Annotated in this window: 15 protein-coding genes and 1 riboswitch; of the genes, 3 read left to right on the top strand and 12 right to left on the bottom strand. The window is 64.0% G+C overall.

The window, feature by feature from the left end; translation table 11 throughout:
* Positions 1-11: 11 nt before the first annotated feature.
* Together OSH12_RS18005 and OSH12_RS18000 are read right to left on the bottom strand one after the other, a co-directional pair.
* Positions 12-956 (bottom strand): ABC transporter substrate-binding protein, encoded by a 945-nt coding sequence (locus tag OSH12_RS18005; protein WP_266344974.1) that lies wholly within the window; start codon positions 954-956, stop codon positions 12-14.
* A 26-nt stretch (positions 957-982) separates the two neighbouring features.
* Positions 983-1,780 (bottom strand): ABC transporter permease, encoded by a 798-nt coding sequence (locus OSH12_RS18000; RefSeq protein WP_266344973.1) that lies wholly within the window; start codon positions 1,778-1,780, stop codon positions 983-985.
* 65 nt (positions 1,781-1,845) lie between these two features.
* A riboswitch (TPP riboswitch) is annotated at positions 1,846-1,951 on the bottom strand.
* Between the two features lie 138 nt (positions 1,952-2,089).
* Here OSH12_RS18000 and OSH12_RS17995 point away from each other — a divergent pair.
* Positions 2,090-2,806: a class I SAM-dependent methyltransferase gene (locus OSH12_RS17995; protein ID WP_266344972.1), complete on the top strand. Its 717-nt coding sequence runs from the start codon at positions 2,090-2,092 to the stop codon at positions 2,804-2,806.
* Between the two features lie 50 nt (positions 2,807-2,856).
* Here the strand turns inward: OSH12_RS17995 and OSH12_RS17990 are convergent, their stop codons facing one another.
* From OSH12_RS17990 to OSH12_RS17975, 4 genes are all read right to left on the bottom strand, one after another.
* Complete coding sequence (locus tag OSH12_RS17990; RefSeq protein ID WP_266344971.1) at positions 2,857-4,659, bottom strand: hypothetical protein; 1,803 nt, start codon at positions 4,657-4,659, stop codon at positions 2,857-2,859.
* A 52-nt stretch (positions 4,660-4,711) separates the two neighbouring features.
* On the bottom strand, positions 4,712-6,004 hold the full coding sequence (locus OSH12_RS17985; protein ID WP_266344970.1) for an adenylosuccinate synthase: 1,293 nt from the start codon (positions 6,002-6,004) through the stop codon (positions 4,712-4,714).
* A gap of 151 nt (positions 6,005-6,155) precedes the next feature.
* Positions 6,156-7,811, bottom strand: a complete 1,656-nt coding sequence (locus OSH12_RS17980) for a mucoidy inhibitor MuiA family protein (protein WP_266344968.1) — start codon at positions 7,809-7,811, stop codon at positions 6,156-6,158.
* Positions 7,812-7,947: 136 nt separating this feature from the next.
* On the bottom strand, positions 7,948-8,460 hold the full coding sequence (locus tag OSH12_RS17975) for a ClbS/DfsB family four-helix bundle protein (protein ID WP_266344967.1): 513 nt from the start codon (positions 8,458-8,460) through the stop codon (positions 7,948-7,950).
* A 163-nt stretch (positions 8,461-8,623) separates the two neighbouring features.
* Here OSH12_RS17975 and OSH12_RS17970 point away from each other — a divergent pair, with 163 nt between their 5' ends.
* Positions 8,624-9,553 (top strand): DMT family transporter, encoded by a 930-nt coding sequence (locus tag OSH12_RS17970; protein WP_266344966.1) that lies wholly within the window; start codon positions 8,624-8,626, stop codon positions 9,551-9,553.
* 294 nt (positions 9,554-9,847) lie between these two features.
* Here OSH12_RS17970 and serA read toward each other — a convergent pair whose 3' ends face one another.
* From serA to glmM, 5 genes are all read right to left on the bottom strand, one after another.
* Entirely contained in the window at positions 9,848-11,434 is a 1,587-nt protein-coding gene (gene serA, locus OSH12_RS17965; protein ID WP_266344965.1) for a phosphoglycerate dehydrogenase, read from the bottom strand.
* Between the two features lie 209 nt (positions 11,435-11,643).
* Positions 11,644-12,816 (bottom strand): phosphoserine transaminase, encoded by a 1,173-nt coding sequence (locus OSH12_RS17960; RefSeq protein WP_266344964.1) that lies wholly within the window; start codon positions 12,814-12,816, stop codon positions 11,644-11,646.
* A gap of 196 nt (positions 12,817-13,012) precedes the next feature.
* Entirely contained in the window at positions 13,013-13,483 is a 471-nt protein-coding gene (locus tag OSH12_RS17955; protein WP_266344963.1) for a YybH family protein, read from the bottom strand.
* A gap of 120 nt (positions 13,484-13,603) precedes the next feature.
* Complete coding sequence (locus OSH12_RS17950; RefSeq protein WP_266344962.1) at positions 13,604-14,392, bottom strand: outer membrane protein; 789 nt, start codon at positions 14,390-14,392, stop codon at positions 13,604-13,606.
* A 302-nt stretch (positions 14,393-14,694) separates the two neighbouring features.
* Positions 14,695-16,038 carry a phosphoglucosamine mutase gene (gene glmM / locus OSH12_RS17945; protein WP_266344961.1) on the bottom strand — a complete coding sequence of 448 codons (1,344 nt, stop codon included), beginning with the start codon at positions 16,036-16,038 and terminating at the stop codon, positions 14,695-14,697.
* 368 nt (positions 16,039-16,406) lie between these two features.
* On the opposite strand from glmM, the gene OSH12_RS17940 reads away from it, so the two are divergent.
* Positions 16,407-16,889, top strand: a complete 483-nt coding sequence (locus OSH12_RS17940; RefSeq protein ID WP_323180686.1) for a cysteine hydrolase family protein — start codon at positions 16,407-16,409, stop codon at positions 16,887-16,889.
* A gap of 71 nt (positions 16,890-16,960) precedes the next feature.
* Here OSH12_RS17940 and ftsH read toward each other — a convergent pair whose 3' ends face one another.
* Positions 16,961-18,877 carry an ATP-dependent zinc metalloprotease FtsH gene (gene ftsH, locus OSH12_RS17935; RefSeq protein ID WP_266344959.1) on the bottom strand — a complete coding sequence of 639 codons (1,917 nt, stop codon included), beginning with the start codon at positions 18,875-18,877 and terminating at the stop codon, positions 16,961-16,963.
* Positions 18,878-18,994: the final 117 nt, after the last annotated feature.

Raw genomic sequence — 18,994 nt, 5'->3', positions numbered from 1 at the left:
ACTTTCCTGACTTAGCGCGGCGCGATGGCGTAGCTGTCGATTGGCGGGATTGTCTCGAGCAAACCCTTGGTCTTCATGAATTCCCCGAACCGCTCATAGCGGCCGATATCGAGAGCGGCCGGACGCTTGGCAAAACGCGGCAGCGTCGCGAAGAACGACTCCCGGTTCAGCTTGTCGTCGAGATCCTTGTGCGACTTCAGGAACATCGCCAGCGCTTCGTCCGGATGGTTGGTCAGAAAGATCGTCGCCTCCTCGACGGCGGCAAGGAAGCGAACCATGCGCGGATCCTCGCGCAGTTCGTTGCGCGTCACATAGATCAGTTCGTCATAGGCCGGCACCCCGTGTTCCTCCAGGAAGAAGGCGATGCCCGGCTTGCCCTCGATGCCGAGCTGGATCAGCTCGACATTGCGATAGCCATCTATGACGGCATCGACCTGCCCTGACATCAGCGAGGTCGACAGGTTGAAATTGACGTTGACCATTTCAACGTCCTTTTCGGTGAGGCCGACCGATTGCAGGATGGTGCCGATATAGGCGTTCTGCAGGCTTGCGACCGAATAGCCGATCTTCTTGCCCTTCAGATCCGCGAGCGTCTTGATCGGCCCGTCCTTCAGCGCGATCAGCGCGTTGAGCGGTGTCTCGATCAGCGTGCCGATGCGGGTGAGCGGCAACCCCTCCTTCACCTGCAGCATGAGATCCGGCTGGTAGGTGACGGCGATGTCGGCCTGGCCGGCTGCGACCAGGCGCGGCGGCGCACTGGCATCGGCCGGCGCGATCATCTCGACATCGAGGCCATGCTTCTCGAAGAAACCGCCCTCCTTGGCGATCACCAGCGGCGCATGGTCGGGATTGTAGAACCAGTCGAGCAGCACCGTCAGCTTGTCCGCAGCCTGGACCGGGCCGATCGCCAGGGACATCGCAAGACCGAGCGCCGCGAGCCGGATGAAGGGTTTCATGCATATTTCCTTTGCAGTGTCGTGAGTTAGCGGAGTGTTTCGGGCGCCCAGGGAGCGATGCGGCGCGTAAGAATCTCGACGGCGGCGCGCACCAGCACGGCCATGGCGGCGAGGATCGCGAGCGCGGCGAAAACGACGTCGGTCTGTGCCCGGCCGTTCGCCATCAGCATGGCGTAGCCAAGCCCGGACGACGCGCCGACCCACTCGCCGATCAGCGCGCCAACCGGCGCGTAGACGGCCGCCACGCGCAGACCGGACGCCAGTGCCGGCAGCGCATCCGGAACGCGAAAATAGAGAATTTCCTGCCAGCGCTTCGCCCGGTAGAGGCGGCTCAGGTCGATCAGCCCTGCCTCGGTGCGGGTCAGCCCGTCATGGAAGGCGGAGGCGACGGGGAAGAAGATGGCGATGGTCGCCATCACGATCTTCGAGCCGATGCCGAAGCCGAACCAGAGCACCAACAGCGGCGCAATGGCGAAGACCGGAAAGGCCTGGGTCACGATCAGCAGCGGCATCAGGATGCGGCGGATCGCCGGCACGAAGGTCATGATCAACGCCAGGAGAATGCCGGCCAGCGAGCCCGTGATCAGGCCGGAGATCGTCTCGATCAGCGTGGTGACGGCGTCGCGGCGCCAGAGATCCGGCCGCTCGACGAGGGCGCGCCAAACGCGGGCCGGCGGCGGCAGCATGAAGGGTGGCGGCGCGAAGACGAGGATGACAGCCTGCCAGATCGCCACGAGTGCCACGGCGACGACGACGCCGCGCAAGACGCCGCCCATCCAGCCGCGCTGCTCGCCCTCTGTCTCAAACTCAGCCCTTGCCACCATGGCGAAGCCGCTCCTCCGGAATACGGACGAGGCCATGCGCTATAGCAATGGGAACGAGCAAACGTCGTGAACCAGCTTCCCGTCCCTTCGCCGGCATGACCCGGATCAGGTTCGAAGGGTTCGGCCCTAGGCCATCTCAGCTCGCGTCCGCGAACACCCCTCGGAATGAAAGGAACATGACCGAGGACGGCTGAGGACGCAAGAGGAGCGACAAGCCGGCTCAGGCGGCAACGTGAACGCCGGAGCCAAATCTGCTAGGATAAGGCGACAGTCGGTCTCAGAAGTGTCTTCTCGAAATGGGGAAAGGCCATGCATGAAACTGACATGAATGCCGCCTCCTCCACGCAGGCGCTCTTCCAGGACCAATGGAAGATCTACCGCAAGATGGTCGACAACAACTTCCTCTTCCATCGTGAGGCCTATGCGCGCCTGCACGAGATCCTCTTGAGCGACGTCGCACGCCCATTCGATTTCCTGGATATCGCCTGCGGCGATGCGAGCGCGAGTGCCAGCGCCTTGGTCGGGACGCAGGTCGCGCACTATCACGGCCTCGATTTCTCGGCAGCCGCTCTGGCGCTTGCGCGGGATGCGTGCGGGCGTCTCGCCTGTCCGGCATCGTTCGAGGAAGGCGATTTCGTATCTTCGATCTCAGCCCGATCGGCGCCTGTCGATATCGTATGGATCGGACTTTCCCTGCATCACCTGCGCACGGCGGAAAAGGGCGCGTTCATGGGCACGATCCGTCGACTTCTGGCGCCGGGCGGACGGCTCCTGATCTACGAAAACACGATGCCGGATGGAGAAGATCGCGACGGCTGGCTGAAACGCTGGGACCGCCAGCGATCGACGTGGTCAGCCTACGACGATCTGGAGTGGAACACGATGCGGGACCATGTTCACGCGGCGGACTTCCCCGAGACGGACGCCAGTTGGCGCGCTCTCGGGGATAGCAGCGGCTATGGTAGCGTATTGGAAGTCTACGCCGCGCCGTCGGACCTCTTCCGCATGTATTCGTTCAAGGCCTGACGGCGTCGAAGACGCCGGCAGCGTTCGGCGCTTCCATGAAACGATGATTGCTACTGGCTACCCCAGGCAGTCATGGCCTTGTCGAAGACGCGCTGACCCGGCGTCCCCTTCTCGAAGGTCAGGATCGCACGCTGGTCATTGTTGTAGACCAGCGGCAGGTCGATCCAGTTGCGCTCGCGCATCAGCGCGACGTTCTGGGCCTGCGGGCCTGCATCGTTCGAGAACGCGATCCAGAAGAAGCCGTCGGCGACCTTGGCCGCGGCGCCATCGAGCGGCTGGCCGCGCGATTCTTCCGTCGGCTTCATCACCAGCGCCGGAACCGACTTGACGCCACCGCCTGCGAAGTTGGCAGGCGTGTCGACGACGATTTCGACGAGATGGCTCGCCGGCAGCGCCGAGTCGTTGTTCTTGCGGATGGTCAACGTCGCCTTCAGGCCCTTTTCCGGGGCCTCCAGATTGGCCTGGATTTCGGGGCCGTTCGGCGAGTTTGCGACGAACTTCCACGTCACGTTGGCATTGACCACCTTGACGTTCTGGCTGCCATCGGTCGGCTGTTCGTAGAGAATAGCCTTCTGGGCCACAAGCGATTCATCGGCGCTTCCGGCGGCCGCCGGAGCAGACGGCGACGCTGCGGGAGCCTCCGCATCGGTGGTGGGGGCCGGTTCAGGTGCGGCGGCAACCGAGCGCGTCCCTTCCGGCGCCATCACACCGGCAAGCGGATCGGCTTCTTCGCCATCGGCGGCAGGTTCGGCATCGACCGTGCGCACGGTCTTGGCCGCTTCTTCCGGCGCGCCGCCCAGGCGGTCGGCATTCTTGCTGGGAGCCTGCGCGGTCGGAATCGGATCCTCGCTCAACGTCGGCTTGGCGCCGCCGTCATTCGAGGAAATGATATCGCCGATCACGTCCTTGACGACGCTGCGCTGGGTCCAGGCCAACGCCGCGATGCCAGCCAGCATCAGACAGATCAGGGACAGAAGGATCAGGGTCGGCAGGCGAGACGGCTTGGCCCGCTCCACATACGCTGCTGCAGGCCGCTCTGCATCGCCATTACGCTCGCGGCGCGTCGGACGGCGTTCGCGCGGCTCGTCAAACACATCGCCGCTCATGGGCGTCGCGCGCAACGGCTCGGGCGCCCAATCGGCATCGGCGCCGAAGTGACGAACGTCATCGCTATCCGAATCCGCCTCGAAACGCGGTTCGTCTACCGGGGTCGCCGGCATCATCGGCGGCTCGCGACGGCCTTGCGGGGCGGCGCGATCATAAGCGGTCGGCTTGGTCGGCGATACCTGCGGCCACTGCGGCTGCACGGGCGGCGCCTGGCGCGGTTCCGGCTCGTGCCAATCAGGCTCTCGCCCGGGCTCGTCGTCTGCGTGGTCGTCGTAGCTGTCGAGGATATCGTCCACCGGCTCGGGTATCGGCGGAGGCGCGGGGATCGGCGCCGGCGGCGGCACCGGTGCTGCGGCGGCCGGACGCGGCCGGGCCGCGGCAACCGGCGGAGCCGGCGGCGGCGTGGGCACAGCCACTTCCTCTTCCAGATCGTCTTCCGGTTCGTCGACGTATTCCGGCTCGGCCGGTTCTTCCGGCACGGCGAGCGCCTCGGCGACGGCCGCCGCGGCGCTGACGCGCGCAGGGGCCGGACGCGCGGCGCTAGCCTCGCGTTCAACCTTGCGGATCGCCTCTTCCAATTCCAAGCGCTGGCGAGAAATCTCGGAGGTCGTCAGTGGTGGGTCGATGGATTTCAGCTGTCCGATCAGCGCCGTGCGCGCCTTGTCGTAAACTGAACGACGCGCATCTCCGGATTCGCTCTCGAACCCGGAAACCGCCTTTTTCAATACCGCGTAATAGTCGGTCATCGTCTCATTCTACTAACTGACACGTCCGAACCGGCGCCTGTGATCGACACCCTCAGTCCTGAAACGGATCCTGAACCAGAATTGTATCGTCACGTTCCGGGCTGGTCGACAGGAGCGCAACGGGCGCACCGATCAATTCCTCGACGTGGCGAACATACTTTACGGCCTGCGCCGGCAAATCGTTCCAGCTACGGGCACCGGCGGTCGTATCCTTCCAACCTTCCAGCGTCTCGTAGATCGGTTCGACCCGGGCCTGCGCGGCCTGGGAAGCCGGAAGATAGTCGATCTCACGACCATCCAGCTTATATCCAACGCAAATCTTGATTTCTTCAAGGCCGTCGAGAACATCAAGCTTCGTCAGCGCGATTCCGGTGATGCCGGAGGTGCGGATCGTCTGGCGAACCAGCACGGCGTCGAACCAGCCGCAACGACGCTTGCGCCCCGTTACCGTGCCAAATTCATGGCCGCGCGTGCCGAGGAAATCGCCGACTTCGCCGGTCTGCTCGGTCGGGAACGGACCTTCGCCGACGCGCGTCGTATAGGCCTTGGTGATGCCGAGTACATAGCCGACCGCGCCCGGGCCGACGCCTGAACCGGTCGAGGCCTGGCCGGCGACGGTGTTGGACGAGGTGACGAACGGATAGGTGCCGTGGTCGATGTCGAGCAAAGCGCCCTGGGCGCCTTCGAACAGGATGCGCTTGCCGGCGCGACGCTCGCGGTCGAGCAGCTGCCAGACCGAATCCATGAACGGCAGCACCTTGTCGGCGACCGATGCGAGCTCTTCGTAAAGCGTCTCGGCCAGGATTTCTTCCTGGCCGAGGCCACGGCGCAGCGCATTGTGGTGCGCCAGCAGCCGCTCGATCTTTTCACGCAGAGCCGGCAGGTCGGCAAGATCCATCACGCGGATGGCGCGACGACCAACCTTGTCTTCATAGGCAGGGCCGATACCACGCTTGGTGGTGCCGATGCGCGTGCCGGTATTGCTGTTCTCGCGGAAAGCGTCGAGGTCGCGGTGCAGCGACAGGATCAGCGCGGCGTTCTCGGCGATGCGGAGATTGTCGGGCGAGACCGCGACACCCTGCGCAGCAAGACGACCGATCTCGGCGATCAGCGCATGCGGATCGACAACCACGCCGTTGCCGATAACGCCCATCTTGCCCGGACGCACGACGCCGGACGGCAGCAGGCTGAGCTTGTAGGAGACGCCGTCGATGACGAGCGTATGGCCGGCATTATGTCCACCCTGGAAGCGCACGACGATGTCAGCGCGCTCCGAAAGCCAATCGACAATCTTGCCCTTGCCTTCGTCGCCCCATTGCGATCCGACGACGACTACATTCGCCATTGAGAACTTCCCTTTTCGACGTCCAGCCACAGCTTATGCCGCGATACGCGGCGAGCGATAGGCTTCGGCCCGGCGAACTGCCAGGACGAAGCGCGCGGACTATATAGACTCCATACCGCCGGCGCGACCCCCGGCAGAGCATGTCAGCCCCTCAATTCTCCCAGAATACGTCCTGATCGGCCGGCCAGCGGATTGCGAACGCATGAATGATCTCTTTTGTTTCGCCGGCGGCATAATCATAACGCCACGCGACCACGCCGCGCTTGCCGTCGACGGCGCTCTCGGTCGGCGGCGTCGCCTCTGCCAGAGACTGAACGGTGATGGTCTTCGCCTCGGGAACGGGCAACTGGTCAAGGACCACGATGGAGATCGGCCGCGCGTGCCGGTTCTCGACCTTGATCCTGTAGCGCAGTTCGTCGGTCTTCTCCGACGAGATCAGCCCGCGCTCGCCGGTCTTGCGGTCCAGCGTCGTGCGGGTGACGCCGACCTTGTCATCGATGCCGAAGCCAAGCGTCAGCTCGGCTTCCGGAGCGGTGAAGGCCAGCGGCACCGTTCCGGCAAAGGCGCCGTCGCGATAGAGCACCGCATTGCCGCCGACATAGGGCGCGCCGGACTTGTTCTTGAAGCGCGCGGTGAGGAAGGCCGAGTCGCTGACAGCCGGTACGGCCCGCACCTCGATAGCAGGCGCAACCGCCTCGCTCGCGATCCGTACCGAACGGCTGCCCTCGCCCGAAGCGACGGATACGGGCTCGGCAATGCGGTATTCGGCGCGAAAATCGCCAAAATCGGCGACTGCTTCGGACTGGACGACGGCATCCGCGCCGCCACCGACCTCCGCCTCCATCTTGTAGCGCGCGGTCGGAGCAGGCGCCGGTCGCGCCAGCTGCATCGATTCGCTCGCCTCGTCCTGGGCGAAGCGGGGCGCGAAACGAACCACGCTTTCAGAGAGATCGGGCGCCTGCGTGCCTTCGGCGGGCCGGGTGGTGGAGAGGGACAGCGCCACGCCCGCCCAGTCCTCGCCCGTCTCCTGGTGCAGCTCGGCCCGGCGGATAAGCTCCATCTTCGGCTCATCCGCCGCCTCGCCCAGCGCCAGCGAAATGTCATAGGCCGGGCTCCAACCGGCAGAATACGTACGGTAGCCGAGGCTCAGATTGCCGGTCGCCGCCTGATTGGCCATCAGTTCGATTCGCGCCATCAGCTTGGGCAGCACCGGCGGCAGCGCGTCCAACGCCCTTTGGCGCTCGTCGATCCGCTTCTCGACGCCGCGCCGCTCGATGCGGGTCGCGCTACGCTGCTGGTCGATCTTCTCGCGCTCGAGCCCGAGCCCTTCCGCGGTCTGGACCCAGTCGCCGATCGACTTGCCCTCGGCGATACCCTTCGCCAATCCCTGCGGCACGCTCTCCGCCAGCTGGTCGATGAACTTGACGCGGAGATCCAGCGCCGCCAACCGGTCGTCGAGGGAGCCGATCTTGTCGCGCAAAGTCTCGATCTCGGCGGCGATCGCCTGCCGGATCGGATCGGCCTCGGGATCGACCTTGCCCGGCCGCGTCTCGACCGAGCGAATCGTGACGCCGCCGACCGCGAGCCCATCGACGCGCAGGCTGTCGGCGACCATGTCGGCCGGCAAGTCATCCGCCACCAGGACGCTAACACCCGGCGGCACCGAGAACGCCGCCTCGCGCAGCACGGCGGCACCCTGCGGATGCACGGTGACGCTGGTGATGCGGCTGCTCAAGGGCAGGTCTGCGGCGAAGGCGTGGGCGCCGGAAGCGGCCAGGGCCGCGAGCGTGAGGGCGAGGATCTTCATGGCCGGATGGCTTCCCCTGCAGGATGATCTGCCGCCAGCCATGAATCAGCCGGCGCAGGTTCCTGCCGCATAACGCGAGATTGTGGTATCGCCGCGCCACAATTGCGTGGATTGCGTGAAAACAGCGGCCAAACGGTCAGGCGATGCCGTTTTCCTTCTTCCATTTGCGCAATCGGCCGCGCGCATTGGCATAGGGCGAGGATGTGTTGAACTGGATCATCCGGCCCATGGTGTAGCTCTCATACCAGGGCGCGCCATACAGGGCGGCATCGTCGTAGCGCTCGATCCGATCGACGAGACGATCCTTGGCCGCCGCGAAACGCTCCAGCAGCCGTGGAAACGGCACGTCCGCATAATCGTCATAGAATTTCTGCGCGAGTTGCCCGAGCTGATTCCATTTGTAGCCGGTCTCGGGAAAATCGACGGCAGCACCCGCCTCCCGCCCCGCGTGCCACTTCAGCACCAGCTCGTTCCATCCCGTCAGATAGGCGACGAGGTCATGCACGCTCATCTGCGTATCCCGCGCATGGCCTTCGAGCGTTTGTTCTCCGGTCCGATCTTCCGGCACGGTCGCGAGATCCTTCATCAGCTTCGCATAGCTGCTGTGGATCGCCTCCAGAAGCCCATCCTTGCTGGCCGGAACTGCCATCGAGCCGCCTCCTCCATCTTCGATTGCGAAAGGACATATCCACCAACCGCCCAGTTCGCAAACGCCGGATCGGGCGGATCTTCCCCTACACGGCCGGCAGATCCCGCTTGGCAGCGACGGCCCGACAGGGCTATCCAGACGTTCTGCTGACCGGGACCCATTCATGTCATTGCTATCGCGGGCCTTTGCCTGGCTGTTCAACCGGCCCTATCTCCTGCTCGCGCTGACCTTCCTGTTCTGGGCGATCAACATCGTGCTCGGCCGCTATGTCGCCGGGACGATCCCGCCGGTCGCCTTGGCGCAGGTGCGCTGGGCCGGCGCGTCGCTGATCATCCTGCCCTTCGCCTGGCCGCATCTGAGGCGCGACTGGCCGGCCATTCGCGGCAGCCTCGCCGTCATGCTGCTGCTGGCGGCATCCGGCATCGGCGCCTACAACACGCTCGCCTATTACGGACTGCAATATACCGAGGCGTTGAACGGCTTGCTGATGCAGTCGATCGCGCCGCTGGTAATCGGCATCTGGTCGTTGATTCTCTTCCGCGACCGCATGACGGCAGCCCAGATCACCGGTGTCTGCCTGTCGCTCTGCGGTGTCATCCTGATCATCTGCCGGGGCGATCCGGCCGTGCTGCTTCACATGACGCTGAACGTCGGCGACATCATCATGCTGGTGGCGATCAGCTGCTACGGCTTCTATTCGGCGCTCCTGAAGAAGGGGCCGCGCATCCACTACCTGTCGATGCTGGGCTTCACCATTCCGGCCGGCGCGGCGATGGTCCTGCCCTTCTGGGTCTGGGAAGCCGCCAGCGGCAAGGTCATGCACGCGACGCCGCTGACCTTCGCCGTGCTAGCCTATGTCGTCGTGATCCCGTCCGTCGTCGCCTACATGTTCTTCAACCGCGGCGTCGCGCTGATTGGCCCCAACCGCTCCGGCCCGTTCTTCCACCTGCTGCCGGTATTCGGCTCGATCATCGCCATCCTCTTTCTGGGCGAACAGCCACGCTGGTATCATGGCGCCGGCTACGCGCTGATCATTGGCGGCATCGCCCTGGCACAGCTGAGCCTGGCGAGAATTCGGTCGTTTGGACGGTAGGGTCGCCGGTCATTCCGCTCTCGTCGAGGGGCGGTCGACGGCGTTGCCTTGCTCCGTCCTCACCCCACCCTCGCCGTCATCCCGGGCGGAGACCCGGGATCCATGCAGCCGGGTTTTCGGCCGCGCGAAACGCCCGATGGTGCGGCTGTATGGATCCTCGCCTACGCGAGGATGACGGAGGTTGGGCCAAGCCGATCGCGCCCCCTGCACCGACGCCCCCCCCCCCGACCAAAACAAAAAAAGGGGGCGACGGTTGCCCGTCGCCCCTCTTCATTCCGATAAGAAAGCCGTGTCTCAGAACGACAGGCGCTTGGCCTGTACGACGCCTTCGAGCGCGCTGACGCGGTCGATGACGCTATCCGAGATCGCCTCGTCGACTTCGATGAGCGCAATCGCATCCTCGCCGGCGGCCTGGCGGCCGAGGTTGAAGGTGGCGATGTTGATGCCCTCGGCGCCGAGCAGGCTGGCAAAGCGGCCGATGAAGCCCGGCTTGTCCTTGTTGGTGACATAGAGCATGTGGGGGCCGAGCTCGGCCTCCATGTTGATGCCCTTGATCTGGATGATGCGCGGCTTGACGTCGCCGAACACCGTACCAGCCACCGAACGCTGCTGGCGCTCCGTCGTCACCGTCAGGCGGATGTAGTTTTCATAGGCGCCTTGCTGCTCGCGGCGGACTTCTTCAACCGCGATGCCGCGTTCCTTGGCGATTGCCGGGGCCGAGACCATGTTGATCGACTGCAGCTGCGGGCGCAGAACCGCCGCGAGCGCCGCTGCCGTCAGCGCGCGAACGTTCATGTTCGCGACATCGCCTTCATATTCGAACTTGATCGCCGTGATGCCCGTCTCGGTGAGCTGGCCGGCGAACGAGCCGAGCTGCTCCGCGAGCTTGATGAATGGCGTCAGGCGCGGCGCTTCCTCGGCCGTGATCGACGGCATGTTCAGCGCGTTGGAAACAGCACCCTTGACCAGATAGTCGGCCATCTGCTCGGCGACCTGCAGAGCGACGTTTTCCTGCGCTTCCGTGGTCGAAGCGCCGAGATGCGGCGTCGCGACGACGTTGGGCAGGCCGAACAGGACGTTCTCGGTCGCGGGCTCTTCCTCGAACACGTCGAAGCCGGCGCCGGCAACCTTGCCGGACTTCAGCGCCTCGGCCAGATCCTTTTCGACGACCAGACCACCGCGCGCGCAATTGATGATGCGGACGCCGTCCTTCATCGTCGCGATCGCCTTGGCATCAATGATGCCGCGCGTCTTGTCGATCAGCGGTGTGTGCAGGGTGATGAAGTCAGCGCGGCGGAACAGCTCTTCCAGCTCGACCTTCTCGACGCCAAGATCGATGGCGCGCTCCGGCGACAGGAAGGGATCGAAGGCGATGACGCGCATGCGCAAGCCGACGCCGCGCTCGGCGACGATCGAACCGATATTGCCGCAGCCGATGATGCCGAGCGTCTTGCCCGTCACTTCGACGCCCATGAAGCGGTTCTTCTCCCACTTACCGGCCTGGGTCGAGGCATTGGCTTCGGGGATCTGGCGGGCGGTGGCGAAGATCATCGCGATGGCGTGTTCAGCCGTGGTGATCGAATTGCCGAAGGGCGTGTTCATCACGATGATGCCCTTGGCGGTCGCGGCCGGGATGTCGACATTGTCGACGCCGATGCCGGCGCGGCCGATGACGCGAAGATTCTTCGCGGCAGCGATGACCTTTTCCGTCACCTTGGTATTCGAGCGGATGGCGAGACCATCATAATTGCCGATGATCTCGAGCAGCTTTTCCTTGTCCTTGCCGAGGTCCGGCAGGTAGTCGACCTCGACGCCACGATCCTTGAAGATCTGGACGGCGGTCTTGGAAAGCTTGTCGGAAATGAGAACGCGCGGTGCCATGCTGAATGGTTCCTTCGGGTTCGCCGCCGTCACCATCGGTCGTCATCCCGGACGAAGCGAAGCGTAGATCCGGGATCCATTCAGCCGAAGCCTGGGGCTGTATGGATCCCCGCCTTCGCGGGGATGACGCCAACGGGACAAGCTGGCGCATCAAACGGGGAATGGGAATGATGGCCGGGGTATTGCCCCGGCCAGAAAGCGCTGGAAAATCAGGCGGCCTGGAGGGCGGCCTTCTGCGATGCGAACGCCCAGTCGAGCCACTCGGTGAGAACCGCGAGATCGGATGCCTCGATCGTCGCGCCGGCCCAGATGCGAAGGCCGGCGGGCGCATCGCGGTAGGAACCGATGTCATAGGCGACGCCGGCCTTGTCGAGCGCGGTCGAAACGGCCTTGGCGAAAGCGGCCTGCGCCTTGTCGTCGAGCGCCTTGATCGCCGGATCGGTGATGATCAGGCAGACGGACGTGTTCGAACGGGTGTTCTCGACGACGGGCAGGAAGTCGATCCAGTCGGTCTTTTCGACCCAGTCGGCCAGCACCTTGAGGTTGGCGTCGGCACGGTCGGCGAGTGCCTTCCAGCCGCCCAGCGACTTCGCCCAGGTCAGCGCGTCGAGATAGTCCTCGACCGCCAGCATGGACGGCGTGTTGATCGTCTCGCCGATGAAGATGCCGTCGATCAGCTTGCCGCCCTTGGTCATGCGGAAGATCTTCGGAAGCGGCCATGCGGGCTTGTAGGTCTCGAGCCGCTCAACCGCACGGGGCGAGAGGATCAGCATGCCGTGGGCGCCCTCGCCGCCGAGAACCTTCTGCCAGGAGAAGGTCACGACATCGAGCTTGTCCCAGGCGAGATCCTGCGCGAAAGCGGCGGAGGTGGCGTCGCAGATGGTCAGACCGGCGCGGTCGGCGTCGATCCAGTCACCATTGGGAACGCGGACACCCGAGGTGGTGCCGTTCCAGGTGAAGACAACGTCGCGGTCGAAATCGACCTTGTTCAGGTCGGGAAGCTTGCCGTAATCGGCCGTGAAGGTGCGGACGTCTTCCAGCTTCAGCTGCTTGACGACATCGGTGACCCAGCCCTCGCCGAAGGATTCCCAGGCCAGCATGTCGACGCCACGGGCGCCGAGCATCGACCACAGCACCATCTCGACGGCGCCGGTATCGGAAGCCGGCACGATGCCGATGCGATAGTCGGCGGGAACGCCGAGCACGTCGCGGGTCAGGTCGATGGCATTTTGAAGCTTGGTCTTGCCGATTTTTGCCCGGTGGGATCGGCCGAGGGCCGCATCCTTGAGCGCATCAAGGGTCCAACCGGGACGCTTGGCGCAGGGGCCGGAAGAATAGTTCGGGTTCACCGGCCGGCGGGCGGGCGTAGCGAAGTCAGCCATAGTCTATCCTCACAGATAGTAAGCGCCTCGTTGGGGAGGCGTGTCCCGCCGACGCGTTTACGCCTCGGCCGGACGGAATGCAAGCGACCTTTCAAGCCGCCGGGCGTCGCCTTGGACGCCACCCCGGATTGGAGTTGCAGGGGCCGTGCAGGGCTGCCGCGCCGGACCGAGCGCGCTCAAACCGCGACAAATGGGCTCAATCGTCTTTCTCGGTCGCGAAGGCGATGAAGCGAAGGATGCGCCACGTGCCGCTTGCGTCTCGCTTGAAGAGGTCCATCCCCTTCTCCTGCGAGAACGCGACCTTGCCGCCCCGCACGACCTTCAGCGTCCAGGTCAATCGAACCACCGCGAGATCGCCTGAGACCAGCACCTCCGCTATGTCGGGTGTGTAGGACATGGTCTGGTCGGGCTTGGCCAGCGCGTGGCGCAGGCGACCGCATATCTCCGCCTTGCCGCTGTCGGGCGTTCCGCGAACGGTGGCGATCACGTCATCCGCAAACAGGTCGCAGGCAGCCTCGGCGTCGCGCGCGTTGAAGGCATCGGCCCAGCCTTGAAGCCGTGCCCGTATCAGCGCCTCGTCGGAGGTCGCATCCGCCGCCGTCACCCACGAAAGGCTGGCAGCGACCAGAAGCGCGACGACGAACGGAATGATCCAGGGCTGCCGCATTCACCGCTCCCCATGCCACCAACAAGGGCTCCGGGAGCCTAGCAGAAAGACAGCTGCCCTTCGAAACGCAAAAAGGCGCGCCGTGCTGCCACGGAGCGCCTTTTCAGGACGGCGAAGATATCAGTTGAACTGGTAGCGGATGCCGAAGTTCACGTCGTGCGAGGTGATGTTCTTGAACTTGAAGCCATCGTTCGCACGCGACCATTGCGGGTCGGAATTGTAGGCCGTGTCGGTCTTGGCATTGCCCAGATCAACGAAGCTGTAGCCGAGATCGAAGATCAGGTTTTCCGTCACCTGGAAGCCAAGGCCGGCATGCAGCGCCCAGGCGAAGTTCCACTGCGACTTGGAGTCTGCATAGCCGGATCCACCGAGTTCGGGATTCACGTCGCGAAAGCCCGAGATCGTGTTGCGCGACGTACCGATGCCGGCGCCGAGATAAGGGGTAATCCCGCGATAGGTGCCGAGATCGACATAGCCGTTGGCCAGGAACAGCCATTCCGACTTACGCGCGGTATAATCGTCCGTGTAGTAGACCGGAACAGAAGGATTGCGCAGGTCCACGACGCTTTGCGTCGCGTTGAAATTGGCCTTGGCGCGATACTGGCCGGTCAGGTCGGCGCGGAACCAGTCGTTGAACTTGTAGCCGGCGCCGAGGCTGAAGGTCGGGGCGGAAGAGAAGTCGCCCTCGTTGATCCAGGAGGTCGCATAACCGGGCGCCTCGAAATACTGATACTCGAGGTTGTCGAGGCGCTGGTTGCTCATGCCGATCGCGCCACGAAGATACCAGCCGCCTGTTGCCAGCGGGACAGGCTCCACATAGGGCAGGTCCGCCGCCACAGCCGCACCGGCCGAGATTCCGCAACCAAGGCCTGCGGCGATCGCCAGAGCCACTATCCGAGATTTGGTCATCCTATCCCCCATCGAAGGTCGGACCACGGCGCGCGCGATCCCGAAACTCTCATGGCGGGAATTTCAACCAGAACCCTTTAACATCGGATTAACTACAACTCTTAACCACAATCATTCCGTTGCAACGGAAGGTTAAGCATAATCGGCGGCATTCACCTGACCTTCCGCAAGGCAAGGAAAGACGCACCGCAACAGCCTCTCGCATCGATGAAGTACAGGCGAAAGGATTCCATCATCGAAGCCGAAAACGTGCGGCAGCCTTCTCCGCCGCCACGCGTCAAAAAAGTGCGACGGCCGGCCGCTCAGGCGACCTGCTTGAGCGCACCGATGATGTCGTCGACCACCGCCTCAACCAAAGCGTGATCGTCGCCTTCCGCCATGACCCGGATCAGCGGCTCGGTGCCGGAGGGACGAATCACCAGGCGGCCGGACTGGCCGAGGCGCGCCTCGCCATCGGCGATCGCCGCCTTGACGTTCACATTCTCCAGCGGCTTGCCGCCACCGAAGCGCAAATTCTTCAGGATCTGCGGCACAGGCTCGAAACGCCGGCACACTTCGCTGACCGGCTTGCCGGTCTTGCGCACGACAGCGAGAATTTGCAGCGCCGAGACGAGGCCGTCGCCGGTCGTCGAGAAATCGGACAGGACCAGATGGCCCGACTGTTCGCCACCGACATTGTAGCCATGCTGGCGCATGTGCTCGACGACGTAGCGATCACCCACCTTGGTACGGACGAGCGACAGGCCCAGCGAGCCCAGGAAGCGCTCCAGGCCGAGATTGGACATGACCGTGGCCACAATGCCCGGCTGCGACAGAAGCCCTTCCTCGGCCCATGACTGGGCGACGACGGCCATCAACTGGTCGCCGTCGACGACCTCGCCATTCTCGTCGACGATGATGACGCGGTCGGCGTCGCCATCAAGCGCGATGCCGATATCAGCGCGGACCTCCCGCACTTTCCGGCGCAAGGCATCCGGCGCCGTCGAGCCGACATCCAGGTTGATATTGTAGCCGTTCGGCTCGGCACCGATGGTGATCACCTCGGCGCCCAGCTCCCAGAGCACATTCGGCGCCACCTTGTAGGCGGCACCATTGGCGCAGTCGACCACGATCCGCAGCCCGGCTAGATCCAGTGTCTTCGGCAGCGTCCGCTTGGCGAACTCGACATAGCGCTCCTGCGCGCCGTCGATGCGCTTGGCGCGGCCAAGGTCCGGCGACGCGGCGAGGCGACCGGAAAGGTCTTCCTCCAGCATCGCCTCGATCTTGGCCTCCGTCTCATCGGAGAGCTTGTAGCCGTCGGGACCGAACAGCTTGATGCCGTTGTCCTCATAAGGGTTGTGCGACGCGGAGATCATGACGCCGAGATCGGCGCGCAGCGAACGCGTCAGCATGGCGACGGCCGGGGTCGGCATCGGGCCCAGCAGGAACACGTCCATGCCAGCCGCCGTGAAGCCCGCCGTCAGCGCCGGCTCGATCATGTAGCCGGATAGGCGCGTGTCCTTGCCGATCACCACCCGGTGGCGATGGCCGCCATTCCGGAACGCCAGCCCCGCAGCGATCCCGACCTGCAACGCGAGCTGCGGGGTGATCGGAAAGGCGTTGGCCTTGCCGCGAATGCCGTCCGTACCGAAAAATTTGCGTGCCATGCGTATTCGTCTCCTAATCGCCGGCAGTCATAAACCAGCATTGCGGCGAAACAGTTCAAAAATCATAAGCAGTTGTTACAAGCCCGCCCGCGACGACGCGATCGACGTCGGCAGCGACGGGGCCCATCCTAATTCATTGACCATAAGGTTCAGTTTTCATTGAGCAATTCGTAAAAACTGGATGCCAATTGGTTCGGCAGTCGAATATTTCAGCGGGATACGCAATGTGCTTTCCCTTGCGCCAGGCCGGATGGCAATGGGGGCTTCCTTTCCCGCATCAGGAGCAGGTTATGAAGGCCCTTATCATCGTCGACATGCTGAACGACTTCTACTCGGGCGTCCTACAGAATGAAATGCACGCATAGAAGATCGTCCCGGTCATCGCGAAGCTGATCGATCACGCGCGCAACAATCCGGAGTGGATGGTCGTCTATTCCAACGATGCGCATCGCGCCGACGACGCCGAGATCGCAGTCTGGGGGCCACATGCCATGGCGGGCACCCGGGGTGCCGACGTCATCGACGCGCTGACGCCGATCGGCGCGGCCCGCGAGATCGTGTCACCGAAGCGCTTCTATGGCGCCTTCGACGAAACCGGCCTGCATGAGATCCTGCAGGGCTATGGCGTCACCGACGTGGTGATCGTCGGCCAGCACACCCATTACTGCGTCCGCCATTCGAGCTATGGCGCCTTCATTCGCGGCCATGGCATCGAAGTTCCGACGGATGGCGTCTGCGTCTTCGACGGCGTCGATAACGCGGCGGCGATCGAATATTTGCGCACGATCTATGGCGCGACGATCACCGACTCCGAAACCCTGATCGGGGCGTCCATCAACAAGGCCGCCTGAGCCGCGCATCCGCGCAAAGAAAAAGGGCGGAACCGCGAGGTTCCGCCCTTTTTGTGTTCATGCGAGTTCGATCAGACCTGCGGCTGCGGCTCGAGACCGGTGCCCCCCTTCGGGCGACGGGTCGTCGGCACCACCGAGGGACGCGTCGGCGGGACATCGTCGCCGGTATCGCGCAGCGGCGGCTTGCCTTCGAGGAGGTTCTTGATCTCCTCGCCCGACAGCGTCTCGTATTCGAGCAGCGCTTCAGCGACGGCGACGAACTTGTCACGGTTCTCCGTGATCAGGCGCCGTGCCTCGCTCTCACCCTCTTCGATCAGCTTGCGCACTTCCTCGTCGATGATCTTGGCGGTCTCGTCGGAGATATTGGTCGACTGGGCGACCGAATGTCCGAGGAAGACCTCCTGCTCATTCGAGCGGTAGCGCACACGGCCGAGACGTTCCGACATGCCCCACTCCATCACCATGGAGCGCGCCAGGCTGGTCGCCATCTGGATGTCGCCCGAGGCACCGGTCGTGACCTTCTCCGGACCGAAGGTCAGGATTTCGGCCTCGCGACCGCCGAACAGCATGATCAGGCGCGACTTGGCCTTCTCATAGGTCCAGTTGTAGCGATCGGATTCGGGCAGCGTCATCACCATGCCGAGCGCACGTCCGCGCGGAATGATCGTGGCCTTGTGGATCGGGTCGATCGTACCGGCGAGAAGCAGCGCGATGATCGCGTGGCCGGCCTCGTGATAGGCGGTGTTGCGCTTCTCTTCGGCGGTCATCGCCATCGACTTGCGCTCGGCGCCCATCATCACCTTGTCCTTGGCGTCCTCGAACTCGGCCATGGTGACGATGCGCTTGTTGCGGCGGGCCGCCAGCAAGGCACCTTCATTGACCAGGTTCATCAGATCGGCGCCGGAGAAACCGGGCGTACCGCGTGCCAGCGTCTTCAGATCGACGTCGGGAGCCATCGGCACCTTGCGGGCGTGGACCTTCAGGATCTTCTCGCGGCCGATGACGTCCGGGTTCGGGATCATGACCTGGCGATCGAAACGGCCGGGACGCAGCAGCGCCGGATCCAGCACGTCGGGACGGTTGGTCGCCGCGATGATGATCACGCCTTCGTTCTGCTCGAAGCCATCCATCTCGACCAGCAACTGGTTGAGCGTCTGCTCGCGCTCGTCATTGCCGCCGCCGAGACCGGCGCCACGATGACGACCGACCGCGTCGATTTCGTCGATGAAGATGATGCAGGGCGAATTCTTCTTCGCCTGCTCGAACATGTCACGCACGCGGGACGCGCCGACACCGACGAACATTTCGACGAAGTCGGAACCCGAGATGGTGAAGAACGGCACATTGGCTTCGCCGGCAACGGCGCGAGCCGTCAGCGTCTTACCGGTGCCCGGAGGTCCGACCAGCAGCACGCCGCGCGGAATACGACCGCCGAGACGCTGGAACTTCTGCGGGTCGCGCAGGAACTCGACGATCTCCTGCAGATCTTCCTTGGCTTCATCGACACCGGCGACGTCGTCGAAGGTGACGCGGCCGTGGGCTTCCGTCAGCAGCTTGGCCTTGGACTTGCCGAAGCCCATCGCCTTGCCGCCGGCACCGCCCTGCATCTGGCGCATGAAGAAGATCCAGACCGCGAGGATCAGGAACATCGGGAACCACGAGATCAGCACGCCGACCAGCGAGGTGCCGCCTTCGGTCGGCGGCTTCGCCGTGATCGAGATGGACTTGTTCTCGAGGCGCTTCACGAGATCCGCGTCATTGGGCGCGAATGTCTGGAAGCTGCCATTATCCGTGTAGCTACCCGAGATCTGCTGTCCGGCGATGACGACGCTGCGGACGCGGCCGCTGTCGACGTCGCTCAGGAATTGCGAATAGGCAATATCCTGACCGGCGGCACGCGGACCCGGGTTCTGGAACAGGTTGAACAGGGCGATCAGCAGCAGGCCTATGATGACCCACACTGCGAAGTTGCGAAAATTCGCGTTCATCAGAATCCCTTCAAGGGCAGGATTGCGGCCGAGGTGCCGCTCATTTGAAAGCTAAGATAGGTGGCCCGACCGCTTAAGCCAATATGAGCTATGGCAATGAAAGCGCGGAAAATGCGG

This window comes from Kaistia terrae, from assembly GCF_026344005.1.
Classification (GTDB): domain Bacteria; phylum Pseudomonadota; class Alphaproteobacteria; order Rhizobiales; family Kaistiaceae; genus Kaistia; species Kaistia terrae.
Note: the sequence above shows the minus strand (reverse complement) of the source record. Positions and strands in the feature narration are given on the sequence as shown.

Excerpts from the sequence above, each read along its gene's own strand:
- serA (WP_266344965.1), bottom strand. The coding sequence starts at position 11,434 with ATGGCACCGCGCGTTCTCATTTCCGACAAGCTTTCCAAGACCGCCGTC.
- ftsH (WP_266344959.1), bottom strand. The coding sequence starts at position 18,877 with ATGAACGCGAATTTTCGCAACTTCGCAGTGTGGGTCATCATAGGCCTG.
- OSH12_RS17950 (WP_266344962.1), bottom strand. The coding sequence starts at position 14,392 with ATGACCAAATCTCGGATAGTGGCTCTGGCGATCGCCGCAGGCCTTGGT.
- OSH12_RS17985 (WP_266344970.1), bottom strand. The coding sequence starts at position 6,004 with ATGGCGAATGTAGTCGTCGTCGGATCGCAATGGGGCGACGAAGGCAAG.
- OSH12_RS17975 (WP_266344967.1), bottom strand. The coding sequence starts at position 8,460 with ATGGCAGTTCCGGCCAGCAAGGATGGGCTTCTGGAGGCGATCCACAGC.
- OSH12_RS18005 (WP_266344974.1), bottom strand. The coding sequence starts at position 956 with ATGAAACCCTTCATCCGGCTCGCGGCGCTCGGTCTTGCGATGTCCCTG.
- glmM (WP_266344961.1), bottom strand. The coding sequence starts at position 16,038 with ATGGCACGCAAATTTTTCGGTACGGACGGCATTCGCGGCAAGGCCAAC.
- OSH12_RS17970 (WP_266344966.1), top strand. The coding sequence starts at position 8,624 with ATGTCATTGCTATCGCGGGCCTTTGCCTGGCTGTTCAACCGGCCCTAT.
- OSH12_RS17995 (WP_266344972.1), top strand. The coding sequence starts at position 2,090 with ATGCATGAAACTGACATGAATGCCGCCTCCTCCACGCAGGCGCTCTTC.
- OSH12_RS17960 (WP_266344964.1), bottom strand. The coding sequence starts at position 12,816 with ATGGCTGACTTCGCTACGCCCGCCCGCCGGCCGGTGAACCCGAACTAT.
- OSH12_RS17990 (WP_266344971.1), bottom strand. The coding sequence starts at position 4,659 with ATGACCGACTATTACGCGGTATTGAAAAAGGCGGTTTCCGGGTTCGAG.
- OSH12_RS17980 (WP_266344968.1), bottom strand. The coding sequence starts at position 7,811 with ATGAAGATCCTCGCCCTCACGCTCGCGGCCCTGGCCGCTTCCGGCGCC.
- OSH12_RS17955 (WP_266344963.1), bottom strand. The coding sequence starts at position 13,483 with ATGCGGCAGCCCTGGATCATTCCGTTCGTCGTCGCGCTTCTGGTCGCT.
- OSH12_RS18000 (WP_266344973.1), bottom strand. The coding sequence starts at position 1,780 with ATGGTGGCAAGGGCTGAGTTTGAGACAGAGGGCGAGCAGCGCGGCTGG.